Source organism: Phenylobacterium haematophilum (assembly GCF_014196295.1).
Lineage (GTDB): Bacteria > Pseudomonadota > Alphaproteobacteria > Caulobacterales > Caulobacteraceae > Phenylobacterium > Phenylobacterium haematophilum.
In genome coordinates this window covers 949,182-967,530 of the sequence record NZ_JACIDK010000001.1, presented here as the reverse complement: position 1 = coordinate 967,530, position 18,349 = coordinate 949,182, and the positions used below count along the sequence as shown (strand labels likewise).

22 protein-coding genes and 1 tRNA gene are annotated in these 18,349 nt (G+C 66.0%); 15 read left to right on the top strand and 8 right to left on the bottom strand.

The genetic code is table 11. The features are described from left to right. Position 1 precedes the first annotated feature (1 nt). Positions 2-523 carry a Rossmann-fold NAD(P)-binding domain-containing protein gene (locus tag GGQ61_RS04855; protein ID WP_183770178.1) on the top strand — a complete coding sequence of 174 codons (522 nt, stop codon included), beginning with the start codon at positions 2-4 and terminating at the stop codon, positions 521-523. On the opposite strand, the gene GGQ61_RS04850 is transcribed toward GGQ61_RS04855, so the two are convergent. Genes GGQ61_RS04850 through GGQ61_RS04835 form a run of 4 tightly spaced genes read right to left on the bottom strand, consistent with a single transcriptional unit; the run spans position 513 to position 2,174 of the window. Continuing rightward, on the bottom strand, positions 513-773 hold the full coding sequence (locus tag GGQ61_RS04850) for a hypothetical protein (protein ID WP_183770176.1): 261 nt from the start codon (positions 771-773) through the stop codon (positions 513-515). The genes GGQ61_RS04855 and GGQ61_RS04850 overlap by 11 nt on opposite strands. 5 nt (positions 774-778) lie before the next feature. Beyond that, positions 779-1,165, bottom strand: a complete 387-nt coding sequence (locus GGQ61_RS04845; protein WP_183770174.1) for a nucleoside triphosphate pyrophosphohydrolase — start codon at positions 1,163-1,165, stop codon at positions 779-781. Positions 1,166-1,167: 2 nt separating this feature from the next. After that, positions 1,168-1,485, bottom strand: coding sequence for a helix-turn-helix domain-containing protein (locus GGQ61_RS04840; RefSeq protein WP_183770173.1), 318 nt, complete (start codon positions 1,483-1,485; stop codon positions 1,168-1,170). Positions 1,486-1,508: 23 nt separating this feature from the next. After that, positions 1,509-2,174, bottom strand: a complete 666-nt coding sequence (locus tag GGQ61_RS04835) for an HAD-IB family hydrolase (RefSeq protein ID WP_183770172.1) — start codon at positions 2,172-2,174, stop codon at positions 1,509-1,511. Positions 2,175-2,514: 340 nt separating this feature from the next. Between GGQ61_RS04835 and clpX the strand changes: the two genes are divergently transcribed. Both clpX and GGQ61_RS04825 read left to right on the top strand, forming a co-directional pair. Beyond that, positions 2,515-3,777: an ATP-dependent Clp protease ATP-binding subunit ClpX gene (gene clpX / locus GGQ61_RS04830; RefSeq protein WP_183770171.1), complete on the top strand. Its 1,263-nt coding sequence runs from the start codon at positions 2,515-2,517 to the stop codon at positions 3,775-3,777. A 73-nt stretch (positions 3,778-3,850) separates the two neighbouring features. Beyond that, entirely contained in the window at positions 3,851-5,275 is a 1,425-nt protein-coding gene (locus GGQ61_RS04825; protein WP_343056030.1) for a DHA2 family efflux MFS transporter permease subunit, read from the top strand. Position 5,276: 1 nt separating this feature from the next. Here GGQ61_RS04825 and GGQ61_RS04820 read toward each other — a convergent pair whose 3' ends face one another. Both GGQ61_RS04820 and GGQ61_RS04815 read right to left on the bottom strand, forming a co-directional pair. Beyond that, positions 5,277-5,837 (bottom strand): transporter substrate-binding domain-containing protein, encoded by a 561-nt coding sequence (locus GGQ61_RS04820; protein WP_343056054.1) that lies wholly within the window; start codon positions 5,835-5,837, stop codon positions 5,277-5,279. Further along, positions 5,834-6,049 (bottom strand): hypothetical protein, encoded by a 216-nt coding sequence (locus tag GGQ61_RS04815; RefSeq protein ID WP_183770168.1) that lies wholly within the window; start codon positions 6,047-6,049, stop codon positions 5,834-5,836. The genes GGQ61_RS04820 and GGQ61_RS04815 overlap by 4 nt, the downstream gene beginning before the upstream one ends. Positions 6,050-6,162: 113 nt before the next feature. Between GGQ61_RS04815 and GGQ61_RS04810 the strand changes: the two genes are divergently transcribed. From GGQ61_RS04810 to GGQ61_RS04765, 10 genes are all read left to right on the top strand, one after another. Continuing rightward, a complete protein-coding gene (locus GGQ61_RS04810) occupies positions 6,163-6,780 on the top strand; it encodes a DUF3011 domain-containing protein (RefSeq protein WP_221220825.1) in 618 nt (205 codons plus the stop codon). Continuing rightward, on the top strand, positions 6,780-7,337 hold the full coding sequence (locus GGQ61_RS04805) for a hypothetical protein (protein ID WP_183770163.1): 558 nt from the start codon (positions 6,780-6,782) through the stop codon (positions 7,335-7,337). The genes GGQ61_RS04810 and GGQ61_RS04805 overlap by 1 nt, the downstream gene beginning before the upstream one ends. 73 nt (positions 7,338-7,410) lie before the next feature. Further along, on the top strand, positions 7,411-8,859 hold the full coding sequence (locus GGQ61_RS04800) for an amidohydrolase family protein (RefSeq protein WP_183770161.1): 1,449 nt from the start codon (positions 7,411-7,413) through the stop codon (positions 8,857-8,859). Between the two features lie 205 nt (positions 8,860-9,064). Further along, positions 9,065-11,464, top strand: coding sequence for an endopeptidase La (gene lon / locus GGQ61_RS04795; RefSeq protein WP_183770159.1), 2,400 nt, complete (start codon positions 9,065-9,067; stop codon positions 11,462-11,464). A 135-nt stretch (positions 11,465-11,599) separates the two neighbouring features. After that, complete coding sequence (locus GGQ61_RS04790) at positions 11,600-11,896, top strand: HU family DNA-binding protein (protein WP_343056053.1); 297 nt, start codon at positions 11,600-11,602, stop codon at positions 11,894-11,896. 71 nt (positions 11,897-11,967) lie between these two features. Continuing rightward, positions 11,968-12,044, top strand: a tRNA-Val gene (locus tag GGQ61_RS04785). 139 nt (positions 12,045-12,183) lie between these two features. After that, a complete protein-coding gene (locus GGQ61_RS04780; RefSeq protein ID WP_183770157.1) occupies positions 12,184-12,741 on the top strand; it encodes a hypothetical protein in 558 nt (185 codons plus the stop codon). Between the two features lie 72 nt (positions 12,742-12,813). Next, a complete protein-coding gene (locus GGQ61_RS04775) occupies positions 12,814-13,182 on the top strand; it encodes a hypothetical protein (RefSeq protein ID WP_183770155.1) in 369 nt (122 codons plus the stop codon). A gap of 7 nt (positions 13,183-13,189) precedes the next feature. Continuing rightward, positions 13,190-13,912 carry a C39 family peptidase gene (locus GGQ61_RS04770; RefSeq protein WP_183770153.1) on the top strand — a complete coding sequence of 241 codons (723 nt, stop codon included), beginning with the start codon at positions 13,190-13,192 and terminating at the stop codon, positions 13,910-13,912. Positions 13,913-13,916: 4 nt separating this feature from the next. Next, positions 13,917-14,471: a hypothetical protein gene (locus GGQ61_RS04765; protein ID WP_183770151.1), complete on the top strand. Its 555-nt coding sequence runs from the start codon at positions 13,917-13,919 to the stop codon at positions 14,469-14,471. Between the two features lie 5 nt (positions 14,472-14,476). On the opposite strand, the gene GGQ61_RS04760 is transcribed toward GGQ61_RS04765, so the two are convergent. Together GGQ61_RS04760 and GGQ61_RS04755 are read right to left on the bottom strand one after the other, a co-directional pair. Beyond that, positions 14,477-15,799: a transporter gene (locus GGQ61_RS04760; protein ID WP_183770149.1), complete on the bottom strand. Its 1,323-nt coding sequence runs from the start codon at positions 15,797-15,799 to the stop codon at positions 14,477-14,479. Between the two features lie 70 nt (positions 15,800-15,869). Next, entirely contained in the window at positions 15,870-16,415 is a 546-nt protein-coding gene (locus tag GGQ61_RS04755) for a sigma-70 family RNA polymerase sigma factor (RefSeq protein WP_183770147.1), read from the bottom strand. Between the two features lie 479 nt (positions 16,416-16,894). Between GGQ61_RS04755 and GGQ61_RS04750 the strand changes: the two genes are divergently transcribed. Together GGQ61_RS04750 and GGQ61_RS04745 are read left to right on the top strand one after the other, a co-directional pair. Beyond that, a complete protein-coding gene (locus GGQ61_RS04750) occupies positions 16,895-17,833 on the top strand; it encodes an aldo/keto reductase (protein WP_221220824.1) in 939 nt (312 codons plus the stop codon). 5 nt (positions 17,834-17,838) lie between these two features. Then, positions 17,839-18,306 (top strand): nucleoside deaminase, encoded by a 468-nt coding sequence (locus GGQ61_RS04745; RefSeq protein WP_183770610.1) that lies wholly within the window; start codon positions 17,839-17,841, stop codon positions 18,304-18,306. Positions 18,307-18,349: the final 43 nt, after the last annotated feature.

Genomic DNA, 18,349 nt, shown 5'->3' with positions numbered 1-18,349 from the left:
CATGCCCGGCCATGTGCTCGTGGTGGGTGGGACCGGCATGCTGACAGGACTTGTGGAGGCGCTCGCCGGCGACGGCGGGCGCCTTTCGCTGTTGTCGAGACGCGCCTCTCAGCACCCGGCGGGGATCGATTGCGACTATCACGACGAGGCCGCGTTCGGACGCGCGCTAGAGGCCGCGATCCGGCGCAATGGGCCGATCGACCTGGCCATAGCTTGGTTTCACACCCTGAAGATCGCCGCGCCGCGACTGTTGGCCGAGCAGGTGAGGGGGCGCATGTTCCAGGTCTTGGGCAGCGCGACAGCCGATCCTGCTCATCCGCATCGGTTGGCCACGGCCGCAGCGGTGTCCGTGGGGCTGCCGGACTGTCGATTGCGCCAGGTCGTGCTCGGGTTTCGGGTGGAGGGCGGCGCGTCGCGCTGGCTGTCCAACGCCGAAATTTCCGGCGGTGTGCTGGAGGCGGTGCGGGCCGACCGCCAACTCACTGTCGTGGGCCAGGTCGAACCCTGGGCCGCTAGGCCCTGAGACGGGTTTTGGCTGCGGCAAGGAGATCGGCGCGCCCGGGTTCGCCGGTGACGTCGAACCGGTCGAAATCGTGACCGTCGGCGTCGCGAAGATCGGCGAAGAGGCCTTTCGGGTCCTCGTGGAAGTGCAGGAAAGCCTTGGCTTTGCGGTAGAAGACGCCGCGCTTGATTTCGACCATGCCCGGCAGGCTGCGCAGGTCGATCAGCAGCAGCTCCAACTCGTCGAGAGCCTGCTCCGTGGCGTGCTTCATGCGCCTCAGTCCTCGCGTGGGTACTGTTCCGGCCGTGCGAGATAGTACTCCGCCGCGGGCAGGCCGTCCGCAGCCTCTACAGCGGCGTTGTAGACGCGCGCATCGAAGCCGCCGCGCTCGGCGCGCTTAGCCAGGCGCGCGGCCTCTACATCCTGGAAGCTGAGACCGTGGACAAGGGCCAGGGCGTGGACGACCTCCAGTACGTCGGCCAGTTCGCCTGCGACTTCGCCTGGGCCTGCGAGCCGGGCCTCGTGGGCCTCCTCGACGAGCTTCTCGCCCAAGGCGGCGACGAACTCGGTATCCTCAAGCCGATGGTCGAACACCGCCAGCCCCTGGGCGCGCATGATTTCAGGCAGTCGGTCGCGGATCAGTTTCTGGACGCGGAAGCGCATGGTCAGGGAACGTCGTCGTCGCCGACCACCCCGCCTTCATCTTCCCACGCGCCGATGGCCTGGGCCTGCTTGCGGCTGAACTTCAAGCGGACGCCGGACCCGAAGCCGTCGCCGTCGTCGATTAGCAGTACGCCGAAGGAGTCCAGCGCCAGCAGAAGACGGTCGATGGCGGGCGTGGCGTCCAGAGGCGCATGTCCGGCGCCCTCGAGGGCTTGCAGCGCCTCAACCGCAAGGCCGGCGCGGAGCGCCAGCTTGGCCTGGCTGACGCCGGTGAGGGCGCGGGCGGCGGCGATCTGGGCGCCGGAGACGACGGACGTCATGTATTCTCCTGCGATCGGGCGGCTCAGGGCTTTTCCTGGAAGACCCGGTAGCCGGGCTCGTCGGCGATCGCGAGCATCTCACGATCTCCGCTTGTATCGCCATAGGCCGCGCGCAACCGTACGTCGGGACCGAAAACTTCCTGCAGCCGCCGCACCTTTTCCGGGCCCCGGCAGTTGGGTCCATCGAAAGCGCCGGTCACGCGGTCGCGACCATCGAACTTGAGTTCAGTCCCGATGAGCAGGTCGGCTCCCAGGCCCCGCGCGAACGGCGCGACGACGATTTCCGGCGAGGCGGTGACTATGACCAGCTTGGCGCGCCGCTGTGCCCATCGCCGCCAGGTGCGCAGGGCGTCAGGACGCAGCATCCGAGGGGCCATGAGTTCGGCGAAGGCGCGGGCGTCGGCCTCGAGCCGCTCGCGCGAGACGCCAGCGAGGAATTCGCGGGTAGCCGCCGCCTTGATGCGGCCGCGGTTACGGTGAGCCAGGAACGTGATCGCGGCTGGCGCCAGCTTAGCCAGACCAATGTTGTAGCGCGCAGGGCCGGCGCGCCACTTCAGGAAGGCGGTGTAGCTGTCGTGCGTGGTCAAGGTGCCGTCGAAGTCGAAGGCTACCACGCCGGCGTCTTCGATCTGCTCGTCCAAGGATTCCACCTGCGAGGCGCCAATACGCCGCAGTTGTCGTCTAGCCATATATCCCCCAACACGCCGCGTTCTGTGGCGTGTCAACTCAAGTCATCGCGTCTGGCGCTGGTCCGGCCGTTGTGGGAGGGGCGGAATGCGCGCCAGGGCGTCTCACTTGCGCCGCTTGAACACAATCCCATCTAGGGATTCGGACATGCCCGCCATCGGGCGCCCCGCCGCCAAATGTCACTGAAGTATGTCAGAGGCTTGTGATCGTGGCTCGGATCGGGGAATGTCAAGGATTAGACAACCCCGGGCACGTATCCTGCACTGATGGCGTCAGGGACGCCCCTGGGCCGAACGACGACGAAGACTCCAGTCGGCGTCGTCGAGAGAGTGAGAAAAGAGCATGACCAAGGCCGCGAGCGGAGACTCCAAGAGCACGCTGTATTGCTCTTTCTGCGGCAAGAGCCAGCACGAGGTCCGCAAGCTTATCGCGGGCCCGACCGTGTTCATCTGCGATGAATGCGTCGAATTGTGCATGGACATCATCCGCGAAGAGCACAAGATTTCCTTCGTGAAATCTAAGGACGGCGTCCCGACCCCGAAGGAGATCCGCGAAGTCCTCGACGATTACGTGATCGGCCAGGACCACGCCAAGAAGGTGCTCTCGGTCGCCGTCCACAATCACTACAAGCGCCTGAACCACGCGACGAAGAACAACGACGTCGAACTGGGCAAGGCCAACATCCTGCTCATCGGTCCGACCGGTACGGGTAAGACCCTGCTGGCCCAGACCCTGGCTCGAATCATCGACGTGCCGTTCACCGTGGCTGACGCCACGACCCTGACCGAAGCGGGCTACGTCGGCGAGGACGTCGAGAACATCATCCTGAAGCTGCTGCAGGCCGCCGACTACAATGTCGAACGCGCCCAGCGCGGCATCGTCTACATCGACGAAGTCGACAAGATCAGCCGCAAGTCGGACAACCCCTCGATCACCCGCGACGTGTCGGGCGAGGGCGTCCAGCAGGCGCTGCTGAAGATCATGGAAGGCACGGTCGCTTCGGTGCCGCCGCAGGGCGGCCGCAAGCATCCGCAGCAGGAATTCCTGCAAGTCGACACGACGAACATCCTGTTCATCTGCGGCGGCGCGTTCGCGGGTCTGGAAAAGATCATCTCGGCCCGCGGCCAGGGCACCTCGATCGGCTTCGGCGCCAAGGTGTCGGACCCTGACGACCGCCGCACCGGCGAGATCTTCCGCCAGGTGGAGCCGGACGACCTGCTGCGCTTCGGCCTGATCCCGGAATTCATCGGCCGTCTGCCGGTGATCGCAACCCTGGACGACCTCGACGAGGCCGCCCTGGTGAAGATCCTGACCGAGCCGAAGAACGCCTTCGTGAAGCAGTACCAGCGCCTGTTCGACATGGAGAATGTCGGCCTGACGTTCACTGACGACGCGCTCAGCGCCGTGGCCCGCAAGGCCATTCAGCGCAAGACCGGCGCGCGGGGCCTGCGCTCGATCCTGGAGGGCATTCTGCTCGATACCATGTACGAGCTGCCGACCTATGACGGCGTCGAGGAAGTCGTGGTCAACGCCGAGGTCGTCGAAGGCCGCGCTCAGCCGCTGGTCATCTACGCCGAGCGCCGCGACAAGGGCGGCGCCGCCTAAAGGCGGTTGAGCGAGCGATGATCAAGGGCCCCGCGGACATGCGCCGCGGGGCCCTTTTCTTTTGGGGGCGGTCGTGAGCCAGATCGGCGCGACGCCCTGCGATCGCGGCGTGGTGGCGGCGACCGAGCCTGCCGAGAGGCCGCTGAACCGGCGGCTCGTGTTGACCGGGACGGTGTTAGGCTCGAGCCTGGCCTTCATCGACGGATCGGCCGTCAATCTCACCCTGCCTGTGGTCCAACAGCAGCTCGGCGGCGACGCCGCCGGCGCCCAGTGGATCATGAACGCCTACGCGCTGATGCTTGGCGCGCTGGTGCTGGCGGGAGGGGCGGCGGCTGACCGCTACGGCCGGCGACGGGTGTTCGTCGTCGGCGTGGTGCTGTTCTCGGCGGCCTCCGCGCTCTGCGGCGCAGCGCCCAACTTAGCGCTGCTGATCATGGCTCGGGCGCTGCAGGGCGTCGGCGCGGCGTTGCTGGTCCCCGCAAGCCTGGCGCTGCTTGGCGCATCATTCGACGAAAAGGGCAGGGGGCGGGCCGTCGGCGTCTGGGCAGGAGCGAGCGGCCTGATGAGCGCCATCGGTCCCGTGCTGGGCGGTTGGCTGACCGACACCGTCTCCTGGCGGGCCGTATTCCTGATCAACCTGCCGCTGGCCGCTTTGGCGGTCTGGTTCATCCTGGCCGGCGCACGGGAAAGCCGCGAGCCGGCCGCGGGCCCGGTGGACTGGAGCGGCGCCGCCTGCGCGACTCTGGGGCTCAGCGCCTTAACCTGGAGCCTGACCCAGGCCTCTAGCGGCGGTGCGTCCGCCGCAGTCTGGACGCTTGGCTTCATGGGCGCAGCGCTGCTGGCGCTTTTTCTGCGGATCGAACGTCACGCCGCCAGCCCGATGGTCCCGCTGACCCTGTTTCACAGTCGTGCGTTCTCGGGAGCGAACGCGCTGACCCTGCTGCTCTACGCGGCGTTCGGCGGCGCGCTTTTCCTGCTGCCGTTCCAGTTGATCCGGGTCCACGGCTATCCAGCTACGGCGGCCGGCGCGGCGCTGCTGCCGCTGTCGATCGGTCTGGCGGTGTTGTCGCCGCTCGCTGGGGCGCTGTCGGCGCGGATCGGGGTGCGGGCGATGCTGACCATCGGGCCGCTGCTGGCGGCGGCCGGCTTCGCTGGCCTGGCATGGAGCGCGCAGGACGGCGACTACTGGACCGGCGTTTTTCCGGGCCTGACCTTAGTGGCGCTCGGCATGGGGGTGGCGGTGGCGCCGCTTACCGATGCGGTGCTCGGCGCGGTCCCCAGCGCCTACGAGGGAGCCGCCTCCGGCGTCAACAACGCCACGGCAAGGATCGGCGGGCTGCTGGCGGTCGCGTTGGCGGGCTTCGCTCTCGCTCCGGGCGGCGCAGGCGGCGAGACGATGACGGCGGCCTACCGAATGGCGATGACGGCGGCCGCCTGCGCTGCGGCCGCGGCGGGGCTGGTGGGCGCGCTGACGATGCGGGCGGCGACGGAGGGCTAGGCTACTTCGCCGCGCCCGTGCGGGGCTTCAGCCGTTCCGTCCAATCCAGGGTCGAAAGCCAATAGCTGTTCGTCCGGTCGAGGAACCCGTCTCGCTTGCGGGCCTCGATCCAGCCGTTCAACGTGTTGAGCAAATCAGCGTCGCCCTTGCGGACGGCGAACGCGTCGGCGGTGCGAGCCAGCGGCTCCCCCTCGACGAGCGAGTACTTGTCGGGGGCTCTCACCGAGACCATACGCGGAATTGGGGCCTTGTGCGCCAATCCGGTGATGGCGCCGCCTTCCAGAGCGCGTTCGGCGGCGAGCAAGTCGGGGAACACCTCGATGGTGGCGGCCGGGAGCCGCGACTTGGCGAGGAGGATCGCCGGAGCGCCGGCGACCGCGCCGATGACGACGCCGGCCTTGTCGAGGTCGGCGATCCGGACGGGGCCTTTCCGAGCGGCCACGATCGATACGTCGGTCTCGCTGTAGGGCGTGGTGAACCAAGCTTGGCGGAGACGATCCGGCTCTATCGCGAGCGAAGCGGCGACAAGGTCACACTCGCCCTTGTTAAGGCGGCCGATCACGTCGGCCAAGGAGCCGGGCACGAATTCCGGGGCGAGCCCGAAATCGGTGGCTCGGAGGGCGTCATGAGCGCATAGGGGGCGCCCTCGGCGACACAGATCTTCAGCGAGCCGCGCTTGGCCGCGTCGTCGAGCGTATCGGCCATCGCTGGAGCGGCGCCCACGAGGAGGCCGAGGACCATGCCCATCACCAAGCCGCGACGCATCTCGATCACCCCTCCTGGCTGCAATCGCGATGAGAATTCCATTGTCGGCGGATAACAAGCGCTATTCTCAATGGAGAATTGTTGGCGTTAGGGTGACGCCGAAGAGCCATCGGAGGTCGGGGATGCGTGTCGGCTTGATGATCACCGCGTCAGTGCTTGGCCTTTGGACCGCCCCAGTCACGCCAGCCTATGCGGACTCGTACATCGACTGTTCGTCGTCAGGTTACGGGCGGAACTACTGCCCGGTGAACTCGCGCGGCCGCGTGTGGCTGGACTACCAGTACAGCAACAACAACGGCGCCTGCATCGAGAACCAGACCTGGGGCTGGGACGGTCGCGGGGTCTGGGTCGACCGCGGTTGCCGCGGCCGCTTCCGGGTCGAGGACCGCTACAGCGGCGACAACGGCAAGAAGGACAAGGACAACACCGCCGCGGTCGTCGGCGGCCTGTTGCTGGGCGGCCTTTTGCTGGGCGCGCTGGCGGCCGGGTCCAAGGACAACAACAGCGGCGGTTCGTCGTCTGACTCGCGCCAGGCGGTCGACAGCTGCTCGAACGAAGCGATGAACCAGGCTTCGCGCTACGGCAGCCGGGTCCGCATCGACCGGATCACCTATGCGCGGCCGCAGGGCCGTGGCTATTCGGTGCAGGGGTATGTGGCCGCCGACGTCGGCCCGCGGACGGTGACCTACAGCTTCAACTGCGACTACGACGGCCGCTATGCGAACGTGGAGCTGAACTGATGCGCGGCGCGGCGCTGGCCTGCTTGAGCTTGCTCTTGGCTGCGGGCTGCGACCGCAAGCCGGCCGAGCCGCCGGCTGCGCCCCCCGCCAGCGTTCCGGTCGCCGAAGCGCCGGCGCCGGCGGCGCCTGTCGTGGGCTTAGAGGGCGCATATGCCGCCATTTCGAACACCGCCGTGGGCGTTACCGGCGACCTGACAGCCTCGGCCGGAACGCTGAGGTTCGCGCAGGGGCAGAGCTATCGCCTCGAAGGGGTGTCGACCCTGAAAGGGGCCCGCGCCTACGCTTCGACCCAGGGCAGCTTCGCCGGCCTTATTGATGTTCCGGACACCGCCGACCTCTCGCTCTTCAAAGTGATGGCGGAAGATCCCGGCAAGGCTCGCAACGGTGGGTTATGCGGCGCTACGCCGACGACCTATCTGGTCACCTATGTTGGGGTCGATGGAAGCGGGGCGGCGGGGCTGTTCGTCATCGCCTTCAGCGGACAGGCGGCGCCTGGTGCGAACTCGCCGGAGGCCGAGCTCTGCGGGACCTTCATGTACGCCCCCAAGACCGGGTGACACGCGACGATATGTCAGGGACGCGACACGGCTGAGGCGCTACAGCACGCCATCAGTTTTCTGGAAGGTCCCTATGCGAAACCTGACGCTCGCAGCTCCTCTCGCCATCGCCCTGCTCATGGGCGGCTCCGTCGCGGCCTACGCGGCGGAGAAGGTCGATCTGCTGATCGTCGATGCGACGGTCATCGACGTGGCGAGCGGCCAGCTGAAAAACGGCGCGGCGGTCGCAGTCCGCGGCGACACGATCGTCGCGGTGAAGCCGACGGCCAAGGCCAAGGCGGAGTTCAGCGCCAGCCAAACCGTGGACGCCAAGGGGCGCTTCGTGATGCCCGGCCTGTGGGACAACCACGTCCACTTCGGCGGCGGCCCCGAACTCATCGACGAGAACAAGGCCCTGCTTCCGCTCTATGTCGCCCATGGGATCACCACCGTGCGTGACGCCTCAGGCGACCTGCCCGAACAGGTTCTGGCCTGGCGCGGGGGGGTGGCGTCCGGCGCCTTGCTCGGCCCGACGATCTTCTCGTCGGGGCCGAAGATCGAGGGCGTGAAGCCGATGTGGAAGGGGACGATCGAGGTCGGGACCGAGGCCGAGGCCGACGCGGCGCTCGACAAGCTCCAGAGCCTCAAGGTCGACTTCGTGAAGATCACCGAGAACACCCTGACGCCGCAACTGTTCGTCTACACGGTCAAGCAGGCCAAGGCGCGGGGCCTGATCACCTCGGCTCACATCCCGGCCGCGATCACGGTCGATACGGCGAGCGAGGCCGGGCTGAGCTCGATCGAGCACATGGGCTATGCGCTGCGGTTGGGCTCGCCGCAGGAGGCGCAGATCGCCGCCGACGTCGCCAGCGGCAAGATTACTGGCGCGCAGGCCACAATCCAGACGCTAGCCAGCTTCGACGAGGCGACCGCGATGGCTGGCTTCAGCCGCTTGGCGGCGCGGGGGACTTATGTGTCGCCGACCCTGAACGGCAGCAAGGCGACAGCCTACCTCGACCAGGACGACCACAGGAACGACCCCTATCTCGCCTACATCGGCAAGGGATTGCAGGCGACCTATGCCTGGCGTGTCGAGCGGGCCGCCAAGGACGACGCCGCGGCGATCGCGCGGCGTCACGCCGTCTATGAGAAGAACGCCGCGCTCGTTCCGATGCTTCAGAAGGCGGGCGTGTCGATTCTGGCTGGAACGGACGCCGGATTCCTCAACTCGTTCAACTATCCGGGCATCGGCCTGCACGACGAGCTGAAGATATATGTCGACGCCGGCCTCTCGCCGCTGCACGCGCTGCAGGCCTCGGTGATCAACGGCCCGCGCTTCCTGGGCCATGCCGACCGCTACGGCGCGATCGCGGCGGGCAAGGCTGCCGACATCCTGATCCTCGATCGCAACCCGATCGCCGACATCACGGCTACCCGCGCCATCGGCGGCGTGGTGATGAAGGGGCAGTACTTCGACCGAAAAGCTCTGGACGACATGTTGAAAAGGACCGCCGAGGCCGCCGCTCATTCTGGCGGCGGTTGAGTATCGCGGGTCATCTTCACGCGACAGATCGTCGGCATATTTGCGGCTGCGCTTGAATGATGGTCGGAAGCGTCCACATAAATGAACCGATAAGCCGCCTTCGAAAGCGGACGGGCCGTCCGACTCAGACGCATCGTCTGAAGTGACCGCGGTCCGGGGGCCGAGCCTGACCCCCCAACAGGCCGGCAGGAGTTAAGAACGCATCATGTCCGAGATTAAGACCCTTCCCATTCTACCGCTGCGGGACATCGTCGTGTTTCCGCATCAACCGGTGCCGCTCTTCGTGGGCCGGGAGAAATCCGTACGCGCGCTCGAAGAGGCGATGCGGGGCGAAGGCAAGCAGATCCTCCTCGCGACCCAGAAGGACAAGGACGACGATGATCCGTCGCCCGAGGCCATCTATGACGTCGGGGTCGTGGCGACGGTTCTGCAGCTGCTGAAGCTTCCGGACGGCACCGTGAAGGTGCTGGTCGAAGGCAAGGCGCGCGCCGGTATTTCCCGTTTCACCGCGCAAGAAGAGTTCTACGAAGCCGAGATCGCCTTCATTTCCGAAGACGGCGCGGCCTCGCCCGAGGCCGAGGCGCTGTCGCGCGCGGTCGTCGAGCAGTTCGAGAACTACGTCAAACTGAACAAGAAGGTGCCGCCGGAGGCGCTGGCCTCGATGCCGCAGGTCGACGCGCCCGGTGAGCTCGCCGACCGCATCGCCAGTCATCTGTCGGTGAAGATCGCCGAGAAGCAGAGCCTGCTCGAGATCTTCAACGTCGTGAAGCGCCTGGAGAAGGTCTACGCCCTCATGGAGGGTGAGATCTCGGTCATGCAGACCGAGAAGAAGATCCGGAACCGCGTGAAGCGGCAGATGGAGAAGACCCAGCGCGAGTACTATCTCAACGAGCAGATGAAGGCGATCCAGCGCGAGCTGGGCGAGCAGGACGATCAGCGCGACGAACTGATCGAGCTCGAGAAGCGCATCAAGAAGACCAAGCTCTCCAAGGAAGCCCGCACCAAGGCCGAGGGCGAGCTGAAGAAGCTTCGCAACATGAGCCCGATGTCGGCGGAATCCACCGTCGTGCGGAACTACCTCGACTGGCTGCTCTCGATCCCGTGGGGCAAGACCAAGACCAAGTCCATCGACCTGGTGAAGGCCGAGGAGATCCTGAACCGCGACCACTTCGGCCTTGAGAAGGTCAAAGAGCGGATTCTGGAGTACCTCGCCGTGCAGGCGCGGGTCGGCTCGCTGAACGGCCCGATCCTCTGCCTCGTCGGCCCGCCGGGCGTCGGCAAGACTTCGCTGGGCAAGTCGATCGCCGAGGCGACCGGCCGTGAGTTCGTGCGCGTCTCCCTGGGCGGCGTGCGCGATGAGGCTGAGATCCGCGGTCACCGCCGGACCTACATCGGCTCGATGCCCGGCAAGATCATCCAGTCGATGAAAAAGGCGAAGTCCACCAACGCCTTCTTCCTGCTCGACGAGATCGACAAGATGGGCAGCGACTATCGGGGCGATCCGGCCTCGGCCCTGCTTGAGGTGCTGGACCCGGCGCAGAACTCGACGTTTGGCGACCATTACCTGGAAGTCGACTACGACCTGTCGCCGGTGATGTTCGTCACCACGGCCAACAGTCTCAACATGCCTCAGCCGTTGCTGGACCGGATGGAGATCATCCGCATCCCCGGCTACACCGAGGATGAGAAGGTCGAGATCGCCAAGCGACACATCCTGCCGAAGCAGACCAAGGACCATGGCCTGAAGCCGGAAGAGTTCATCGTTCCGGACGAGACCATCCGCGACCTGATCCGCTACTACACGCGGGAAGCCGGGGTCCGGTCGCTGGAACGGGAACTGGGCAATCTGGCGCGGAAGACGGTGCGTGACCTGGGGCGCGAAAGCGTCACCTCGATCACGGTCGACGACGAGCGCTTGGCCAAGTACGCCGGCGTTCGCAAGTACCGCTACGGCGAGACGGACGAGGAGGATCAGGTCGGCATCATCACCGGTCTGGCCTACACCGAGTTCGGCGGCGACATCCTGACCATCGAAGCGGTGAAGATGCCGGGCAAGGGGCGGATGTCCATCACGGGCAACCTGAAGGACGTGATGAAGGAGTCGATCCAGGCGGCGGCGAGCTATGTCCGCAGCCGGGCTACGCACTTCGGCATCGAGCCGCCGGTCTTCGAGAAGACCGACGTGCACATCCACGTGCCGGACGGCGCCACGCCCAAGGACGGTCCGTCCGCCGGCGCGGCCATGGCCACCGCTATCGTCTCCGTGCTGACCGGCATCCCGATCCGAAAGGACATCGCCATGACCGGCGAGGTCACGCTGCGGGGCAGGGTGACGGCCATCGGCGGCCTGAAGGAAAAGCTGCTCGCGGCGCTGCGTTCCGGCGTCAAAACCGTGCTGATCCCGCAGGAAAACGTGAAAGATCTGGCCGATATCCCGGACAACGTGAAGTCGGCGCTGGAGATCGTGCCTGTCTCCAATGTCGATGAAGTCCTTGCCCGGGCGCTGATTCAGCCGCTGACGCCGATCGAATGGAACCCTGCCGAGCAACCGGCGGTATCCGTTGCGGCCGATGACGGCTCGGATGAGGCCATGATCACCCACTAAACGGTGGAAAACTGAGAAAAAATAAGGCGGCGCGGAGCCTCTCCGCGCCGCCTTTGTTTGACGGGCGAGAATCGACCGCCATAATCGCGCAACGCGAAGCAGCCTCGCGCTTCCGCGAGAGGTTCGCGGTTTGAGATAAAGGGCTGGGAGAGACAAGAAATGACCAAGGCCGAACTCGTCACGGCGATCGCCGACAAGGCGGGCCTCAACAAGGCTCAGGCGAAGGACGCTCTGGAAGCGTTCATCGACAGCGTCACCGCGTCGCTGAAGGCGGGCCAAGAAGTCCGACTCGTCGGTTTCGGCAGCTTCGTGCCGGTGACCCGCGCTGCGGGCACCGCGCGCAACCCGCGCACCGGCGAGACCGTGAGCCGTCCGGCTTCGAAGACGGCGCGCTTCCGCGTCGGCGAGGGCCTGAAGGGCTCGCTGAACTAAGAACCGTCCGATCGGTTTTCGTTCGAGGGCGGCCTCCTGTCGCGGAGGTCGCCCTTTTTCGCATTCTATGAGGGCGGCTAGCTCAGCTGGTCAGAGCACCTGGTTTACACCCAGGGGGTCGGGGGTTCGAACCCCTCGCCGCCCACCATCGATTTCGACGCGGCGGTCATTTCCCGCCCAAGCGCGGTTCACGGTCATGTGATCCGAACTCTCCCCACGCTCCAGCGGTTCTGGCGGCCGGAGGACAGGCGCCTCCAGTTTTTTAGCGACCCTGGGAGGGTGACCTTATGAAATCCAAGCTTCTCACATCGGCTGCCGCTTTGGCGATCGGCCTCGGCATGAGCACCATGGCGATTGCGCAGGTCGACAATACGACGACCGACAATGCGTCGACGGCGACGGTGACCCAAGCGAACACCGACAATTCGAACAGCTCCACAACGGACAATTCGAACAATTCGACCACCGACAACTCAAATAATTCGGACAACTCGAACAACTCGGACAATTCCGACAATTCGACCACCGACAATTCGAACAACTCGGACAACTCGAACAGTTCGACGACCGACAACTCCGACAACTCGGATAATTCGGACAACTCGACGACGTCGACCTACAGCGCGGTGTCCACCCAGACGCTCAGCGGGACCGTCACCGGCGCTCCGGTCTCGAACAACGGCGGCGACGGCGCGACAGGTTCCATCACCACCGGGAACGCGTCGTTTGACGGCGCGGCGTTCGGCGGGATCCAGACCGCCAACGCCAACTCCGGCATCAACTCGCAAGGCCAAGCCGCGACGTCGCTGTCGGCGAACGCCAACATCAGCTTCGGCGCTCCGTAAGCGTATCCGGGCCGGCGCCCCTGGGCGCCGGCCCGTACTCGCCTTCGAGGTTCTGGGGATTTGGAGGGAGCGATGTCGAGTTGGAAGTTCGGCGGCCTCGTCATCCTGGTCGCCTTGGGCGTCTCAAGCGCGGTCATGGCCGAAGATGCGCCCACTGCGAAGGCGCCGGCCGTAGCCGATGCGCCCAACGCTGCTCCGATCGGCGACAGCGAGCTGGGGGCTATCAGCGGCGGGCAGGGCGTGGTCGTCGAAGCGCTCTCGAACCAGCAGCTCTCGGCCAGTAATTCTGGGTCGGTCCAAGCCGATCAGGTCGCCACGGGCAATGTCGATTTCTCGACCGGCGACTACTCCGGCATCGGCAACTTCGTCGTAAATACCGGCAACAACAACAATCTGCAGGGCGTGATCAGCGTCAACGTCGCCACCCTGGGCGGACCGTAGGCGAGTGATGCCGACACGTGGTCCACATGTCCTGGCGGCGGCGATCGGCGGTCTGTGCTTGCTCGCGGGTCCGGCGGCGGCTCAGATCGCCTTCACCGAGGGCGGCGCGCTGTTCACACTCGATCGCGTCACGACCTTCCGTGACATGCCCTTCAAGACGGTCGTGCGCCAGCAGTACGACTACAGCTGCGGATCGGCCGCGCTGGCGACGCTGCTGCGCTATCACTACGGGGTGGACGTCACCGAGGCCGATATCTTCAAGGCGATGTACGCTGGAGGGGACCAGGCTCAGATTCAGAAAGTCGGCTTCTCGCTGCTCGACATGAAGCGGTACCTCGCTGCCCGGGGGTACAAGGCGGACGGTTACCGCATCGACGCCGACGCGCTGGTGCGCGCCAAATGGCCGTCGATCGCGGTGATCACGGTCGGAACCTACAAGCACTTCGTCGTCGTCAAGGGTGCGGGCGTCGGCCGGGTGCTGGTCGGCGATCCGGCGCTGGGGCTGAAATCTTATCGTCAGGCCGAGTTCGAGAAGATCTGGAACGGCATCGTGTTCGGGATCCATTCGGGCCCGGCCCGCGGCCTTTACAACACCGACTACGAGTGGGCGGCGACCACTACCTCTCCCTTCGGTCAGCCGCTGACGGACGACTCGCTGGCCGCCTTCACGCTCCAGCTGCCCCCGCTCTATCAGGTGGTTTGGGAGAACCGGCCGCCGGCCGGGTTCTGACGCCATGCGGTGCGTATCGTTCCTGGCTGCGCTGTTCCTGAGTTTCGTCGCAGGTGTCGGCGCGGCGAGCTCCCAGGGCGTGTTCGGCCGCCCGCTGAGCGATGAGGAGCTGGCTGGCGAGCGAGGCGGCATTCAGCTGCCGACGGGAATGGAGGTCGGCTTCGGCGCCTCGGTGCGCACCTTCGTCGACGGGGCGTTGGTGTTGGAGACCAAGCTGGTCTGGACGGACCAGGGCGCCTTGCAATCGGAGGCAGCGCCCGCGTTGGCGGCCCAAGGACAGAACGGCCAAATCACCCTGTCCGACGGAGCGGCGCAATTGCCTGGGGTGGCGTTGAACGGCGATGGCGGCTCTACGGTGGTGCTACACGAGCTGAATGCAGCGAGGATCGCCAATGTTGTCGTCAACACGGCGAACAATCGCGACATCCGCCAGGAAGTGCAGATCGACCTGGCGATTCCCGAGCTCTCGCAGTTTCAGCAGTCGGCGATCCAGGAACGCGCGAACATGCGCATGATGGAATCCGTCGGCGCAGCGCTGGGCGACGCCGCCCGGCCCTGAGATCCTCAGAACGAGTAGGGCGCGCGAATTGTCAGCCGCATATCCGGAGCATCACTCGTCACCCCGAACTCGAAGCTGTTGATCAGCGTGAGCCGCCGGTTCAGCCGGTAGGACAGGCTCATCTGCAGGGCGCCGATCGAGAGGCTGTTCGAGCTCTGAGTCGTGCCGTTGATCTCGGTGTCGGTCGGGAAGATGTAATGGTGCTGATAGCCGAACGAGACCGAGAATTTCGGGTTAAGCGCCAGGCCGAAGCCGATGCTGGCGTTGACGCCGTCGCCGGGGTCCACCTTCCCGACGAAGATGTTGTCGCCCACCGCTTTGTCCACGTCGCCGGCGAAGTTGTGCAGGTAGCTGACCCCGCCGTAGATCACCGCTGGATCGCTCGGATAGAGCATGGTCAGCCCCAGCTCGGTCGCCCAGAAGCCCGAGCCGGTCGCGAGGCCCTTGGCCACGGCGAATTCGTCGAAGTCGACGTCATAGGGGCCGACGCCGGTGTCGGACTTCACGCGAAGCCCGGCCACGAAGATCGGCCAGCCGTTGTCGCCTTCATTCAGCTGGTAGCGCCCCGAGACCTCGATGTCGCCCAGGTCGTTGGCGTCCAATTCCATGGTGCGGGTCACGGCGCGATCGGCCGCAGCCACAGTGGTTATGCGGTCGTGACGATAGACGTAGGGAACACGCGCCTCGACCTCAAGGCGGTTGGTCAGGCCATAGCGTGCGGCCAGCGTGCCGACGACGGAATCCCGGTCGGCGTCGCCGGCCTCGATCAGGCCCAGATTGATCCCCGGGACGATTTCGACCCCTCGGAACGTCAGGCGATTGGTGCTCGCGCGCACATACTCGACGGTCGGATCGAACACGAACCGGCCGGGTGGGGTGAGCACGCCCAGGCGCTCAGGGATCGCGGCGACCTCGCGCGCTTTCTGCTCGGTGGTCGTCGGGGGCGGCGCTTCTCCGACCGGCCCGGAGGGCGTCTGGGCGGACGCTGTCGTCATCGGCGCGGGGCCGAGCGGGGGGCTGAGGCCTCCCGCCTGCTGCGGAGCCGCCGCACGGCCAGCGCGGATCTCGGCCAACGCCTCGTCTCGGGTCGCGCGCAGGGCGCGTAGCTCCATGTCCTGCTGCTGAATGAGCGCGGCCTGCTCAGCCAGCTTTCGCTCCTGCGTGTTCAGCCGCGACGACTGGTCGTCCAGTAACGCTTCGATGCGCTGGAGCTTGGCGGATATGTCCTCCTGGGCGCGGGCTGGCGTCGCCCCGACCAGTGTGATGATGGCTGCGCCGATCAGCGTCAGACGCCTTATCGAGCGGGAGAGGCCGATTTCTGTGGTCATCTGGTCGGATCCGAACTGTGGAGATCCCGGCGCCCGCCGACCGAGTGTCAGGCGGGGCCTTGAGGGGCGCTCAGGCTCCAGGGGGGGGCGGCGTATGTGCGGGGCGACGGGCGATGTGGCGGCGTGCGGCGGTCAGGTCGTAGTCGAGCAGCTCGGCGAGACGCGCCCTGGCCCTGCTGACGCGGCTCTTCAATGTGCCGGTCGCGCAGCCGCAGACTTCGGCCCCTTCTTCGTAGCTCAGTCCGGCGACAACGATCAGAAGCAAGGCGTCCCGGGTGTCGGGCGTCAGCCGGTCGAGGGAGCGCAGGAGGTCGCCGAACTCGACCTGCCAGTCCTGGTCGCCGGCGCAGGCGAGCTGGGCTGTCAGACGGCCGTCGACGTCCTGTACGACCAGGCGCCGGCGGGCATGGTTCGAATAGAAGATGTTGCGGAGGATCTTGTAGAGCCAAGCCTTGAGGTTGGTTCCGGGTTCGTAAGCGGCGCGGAAGCGCCAAGCTCGAACCAGGGTGTCCTGGACAAGGTCGTCGGCCTCCGGCCTGGATCGTGTGAGACTCATGGCGTAGGCGCGCATCATCGGGATCAGCGCGATGACGGCGTCCGGAAACACGTCACGCATTGGGGGTAGCCCTCCACGCAAAGGCTCAGCAGGCCCTCGTCCCTTCTTCTCCCCCCTCCGAGGCCGTAGCCTGAACGCGTCGACATCGGATAACGTTGTTACTATTACCTGGTGCATGCGTGTTCAAGGCGAACGGTGGTTCTGTGGGGTTTCGACCTGAGGTAAGCGTGGCCACGTCCGCAGATGCCGCCGCGATGAGCGTCCCCAATAGTCTCGCTTGTTAAATTAGGTTGAGATATAATATTCACAATTGTATTGCGCTAATATTCAATTGTGGGAATTGAGGTGCATACAAAACTGGATTGGAAGAGAATTAGTCTATCTTGTCCAGTGGGCCAGCAGGCATGCAAACCGTTGCGCAGTCGACGATTTGGAGCAGGCGCGGGCTTGCGCACGAGTCACGCCTGCGGCTAGGCAGTCGGAGACTGACGCAGGCGTTGCGGACCCCGCAGCGACCCCTAGGCGTCGTCCCGGACGTGATGTTGCAACCGACCACCAACGCCATGCGCTATCGCGCCCTCGGCCGCACCGGACTGACGGTCTCCGAAATCGGCCTCGGCTGCGCGAGCTGGTGGGGGCAGAAGGCCTTCGACGAGCGCCAGGCGACGAAACTCGTCCACGCGGCGCTGGATCGCGGCGTTACGTTCTTTGACACCGGCGCGGCCTACTCCGGTGGCGAGGCCGAGCCGAGGTTGGGGCGTGCCTTAAAGGGCAGGGCGCTGGACGGCGTCGTGGTCGCCACCAAGGCGGGAACCTATCACGACGGCTCACGCGTGGCGCGCGACTTCCGGCCGTCGGCGATCATCGCCAGCGTGGAGCGCAGCCTCCGCAACCTCGGCCTTGAGCGCCTGCCGCTGCTGCAACTGCATGGGCCGGCCGTGGCCGAGCTCGACGGCGAGATGCTGGACGCCCTGGCGTTGCTCAAGCGTCGTGATCTGGTGGGTGCTGTCGGCGCCAACAGCTTCGATCCGGTGGTGATCGAGCACATCATCGGTTTGCCGGACTTCGATGTCGTGATGGTCGACTACAACGTGCTGCGACCGGAGCGCGCGGCCCTGATCGCCGGAGCCGCGGAACAGGGCAAAGGCGTGCTGGCTGGCATGGCGCTGGCCATGGGTCACGCGAACAGGCAGTTGCTGCGCCTGCGCGCGCCGCGGGACATCTGGTACGCGCTGCGGGCGCTCAAGAACCATCGGAGCGACGTCGTCAAAGGCGCACGCTTCGGCTTCCTGCAGGCGCTCGACGGGATGACGGGGGCCCAGGCGGCGCTGGCCTATGTGCTGGCTGATCCAAACGTCTCCTGCGCCGTTGTTGGTACGACGCGGATGGCGCACCTGATCGACAATCTGGCGGCCTCGGGCATGGCCCTGCCGCCGGAGGTGCTGCGGCGGATCCGCCAAGCCCAGGAGCCGGGGTAGGGATGATGGCGAGTGATGCGGATTTCCTGTCGCAGGCCGTGGAGTTGGCGATGGCCAATGTCGTTGGCCACGGGGGCCGTCCGTTCGGGGCGGTGGTGGTCAAGGACGGCGTGGTCATCGCCACCGGCGTCAACGAGATCGGCGCGACCGGCGACCCGACGGCTCATGCCGAACTGACGGCGATGCGTCGCGCCGCGCAGGCGCTGGGCGCGCCGCGGCTGGATGGCTGCGTGGTCTATGCCAGCGGCCAGCCGTGTCCGATGTGCCTTGCTGCCATGCACATGACCGGCGTGCGCAGGGTGCGCTTCTGCTACTCGAATGATGATGGCGAACCCTTCGGTCTCTCGACCGCGGGGGTCTACGCCCAAATGGCGCTGCCGCTGGACGCGCAGGCGATCGACATCGCCCATCATCCGCTGCCGACCAGCGAGCCGTCGCTCTATGCCGCCTGGAAGGCGCGCCAGCCGGTCTGAACCGAACTTAGTTTGGATTCAAAGGGTTGTTGTGACCGCGTGC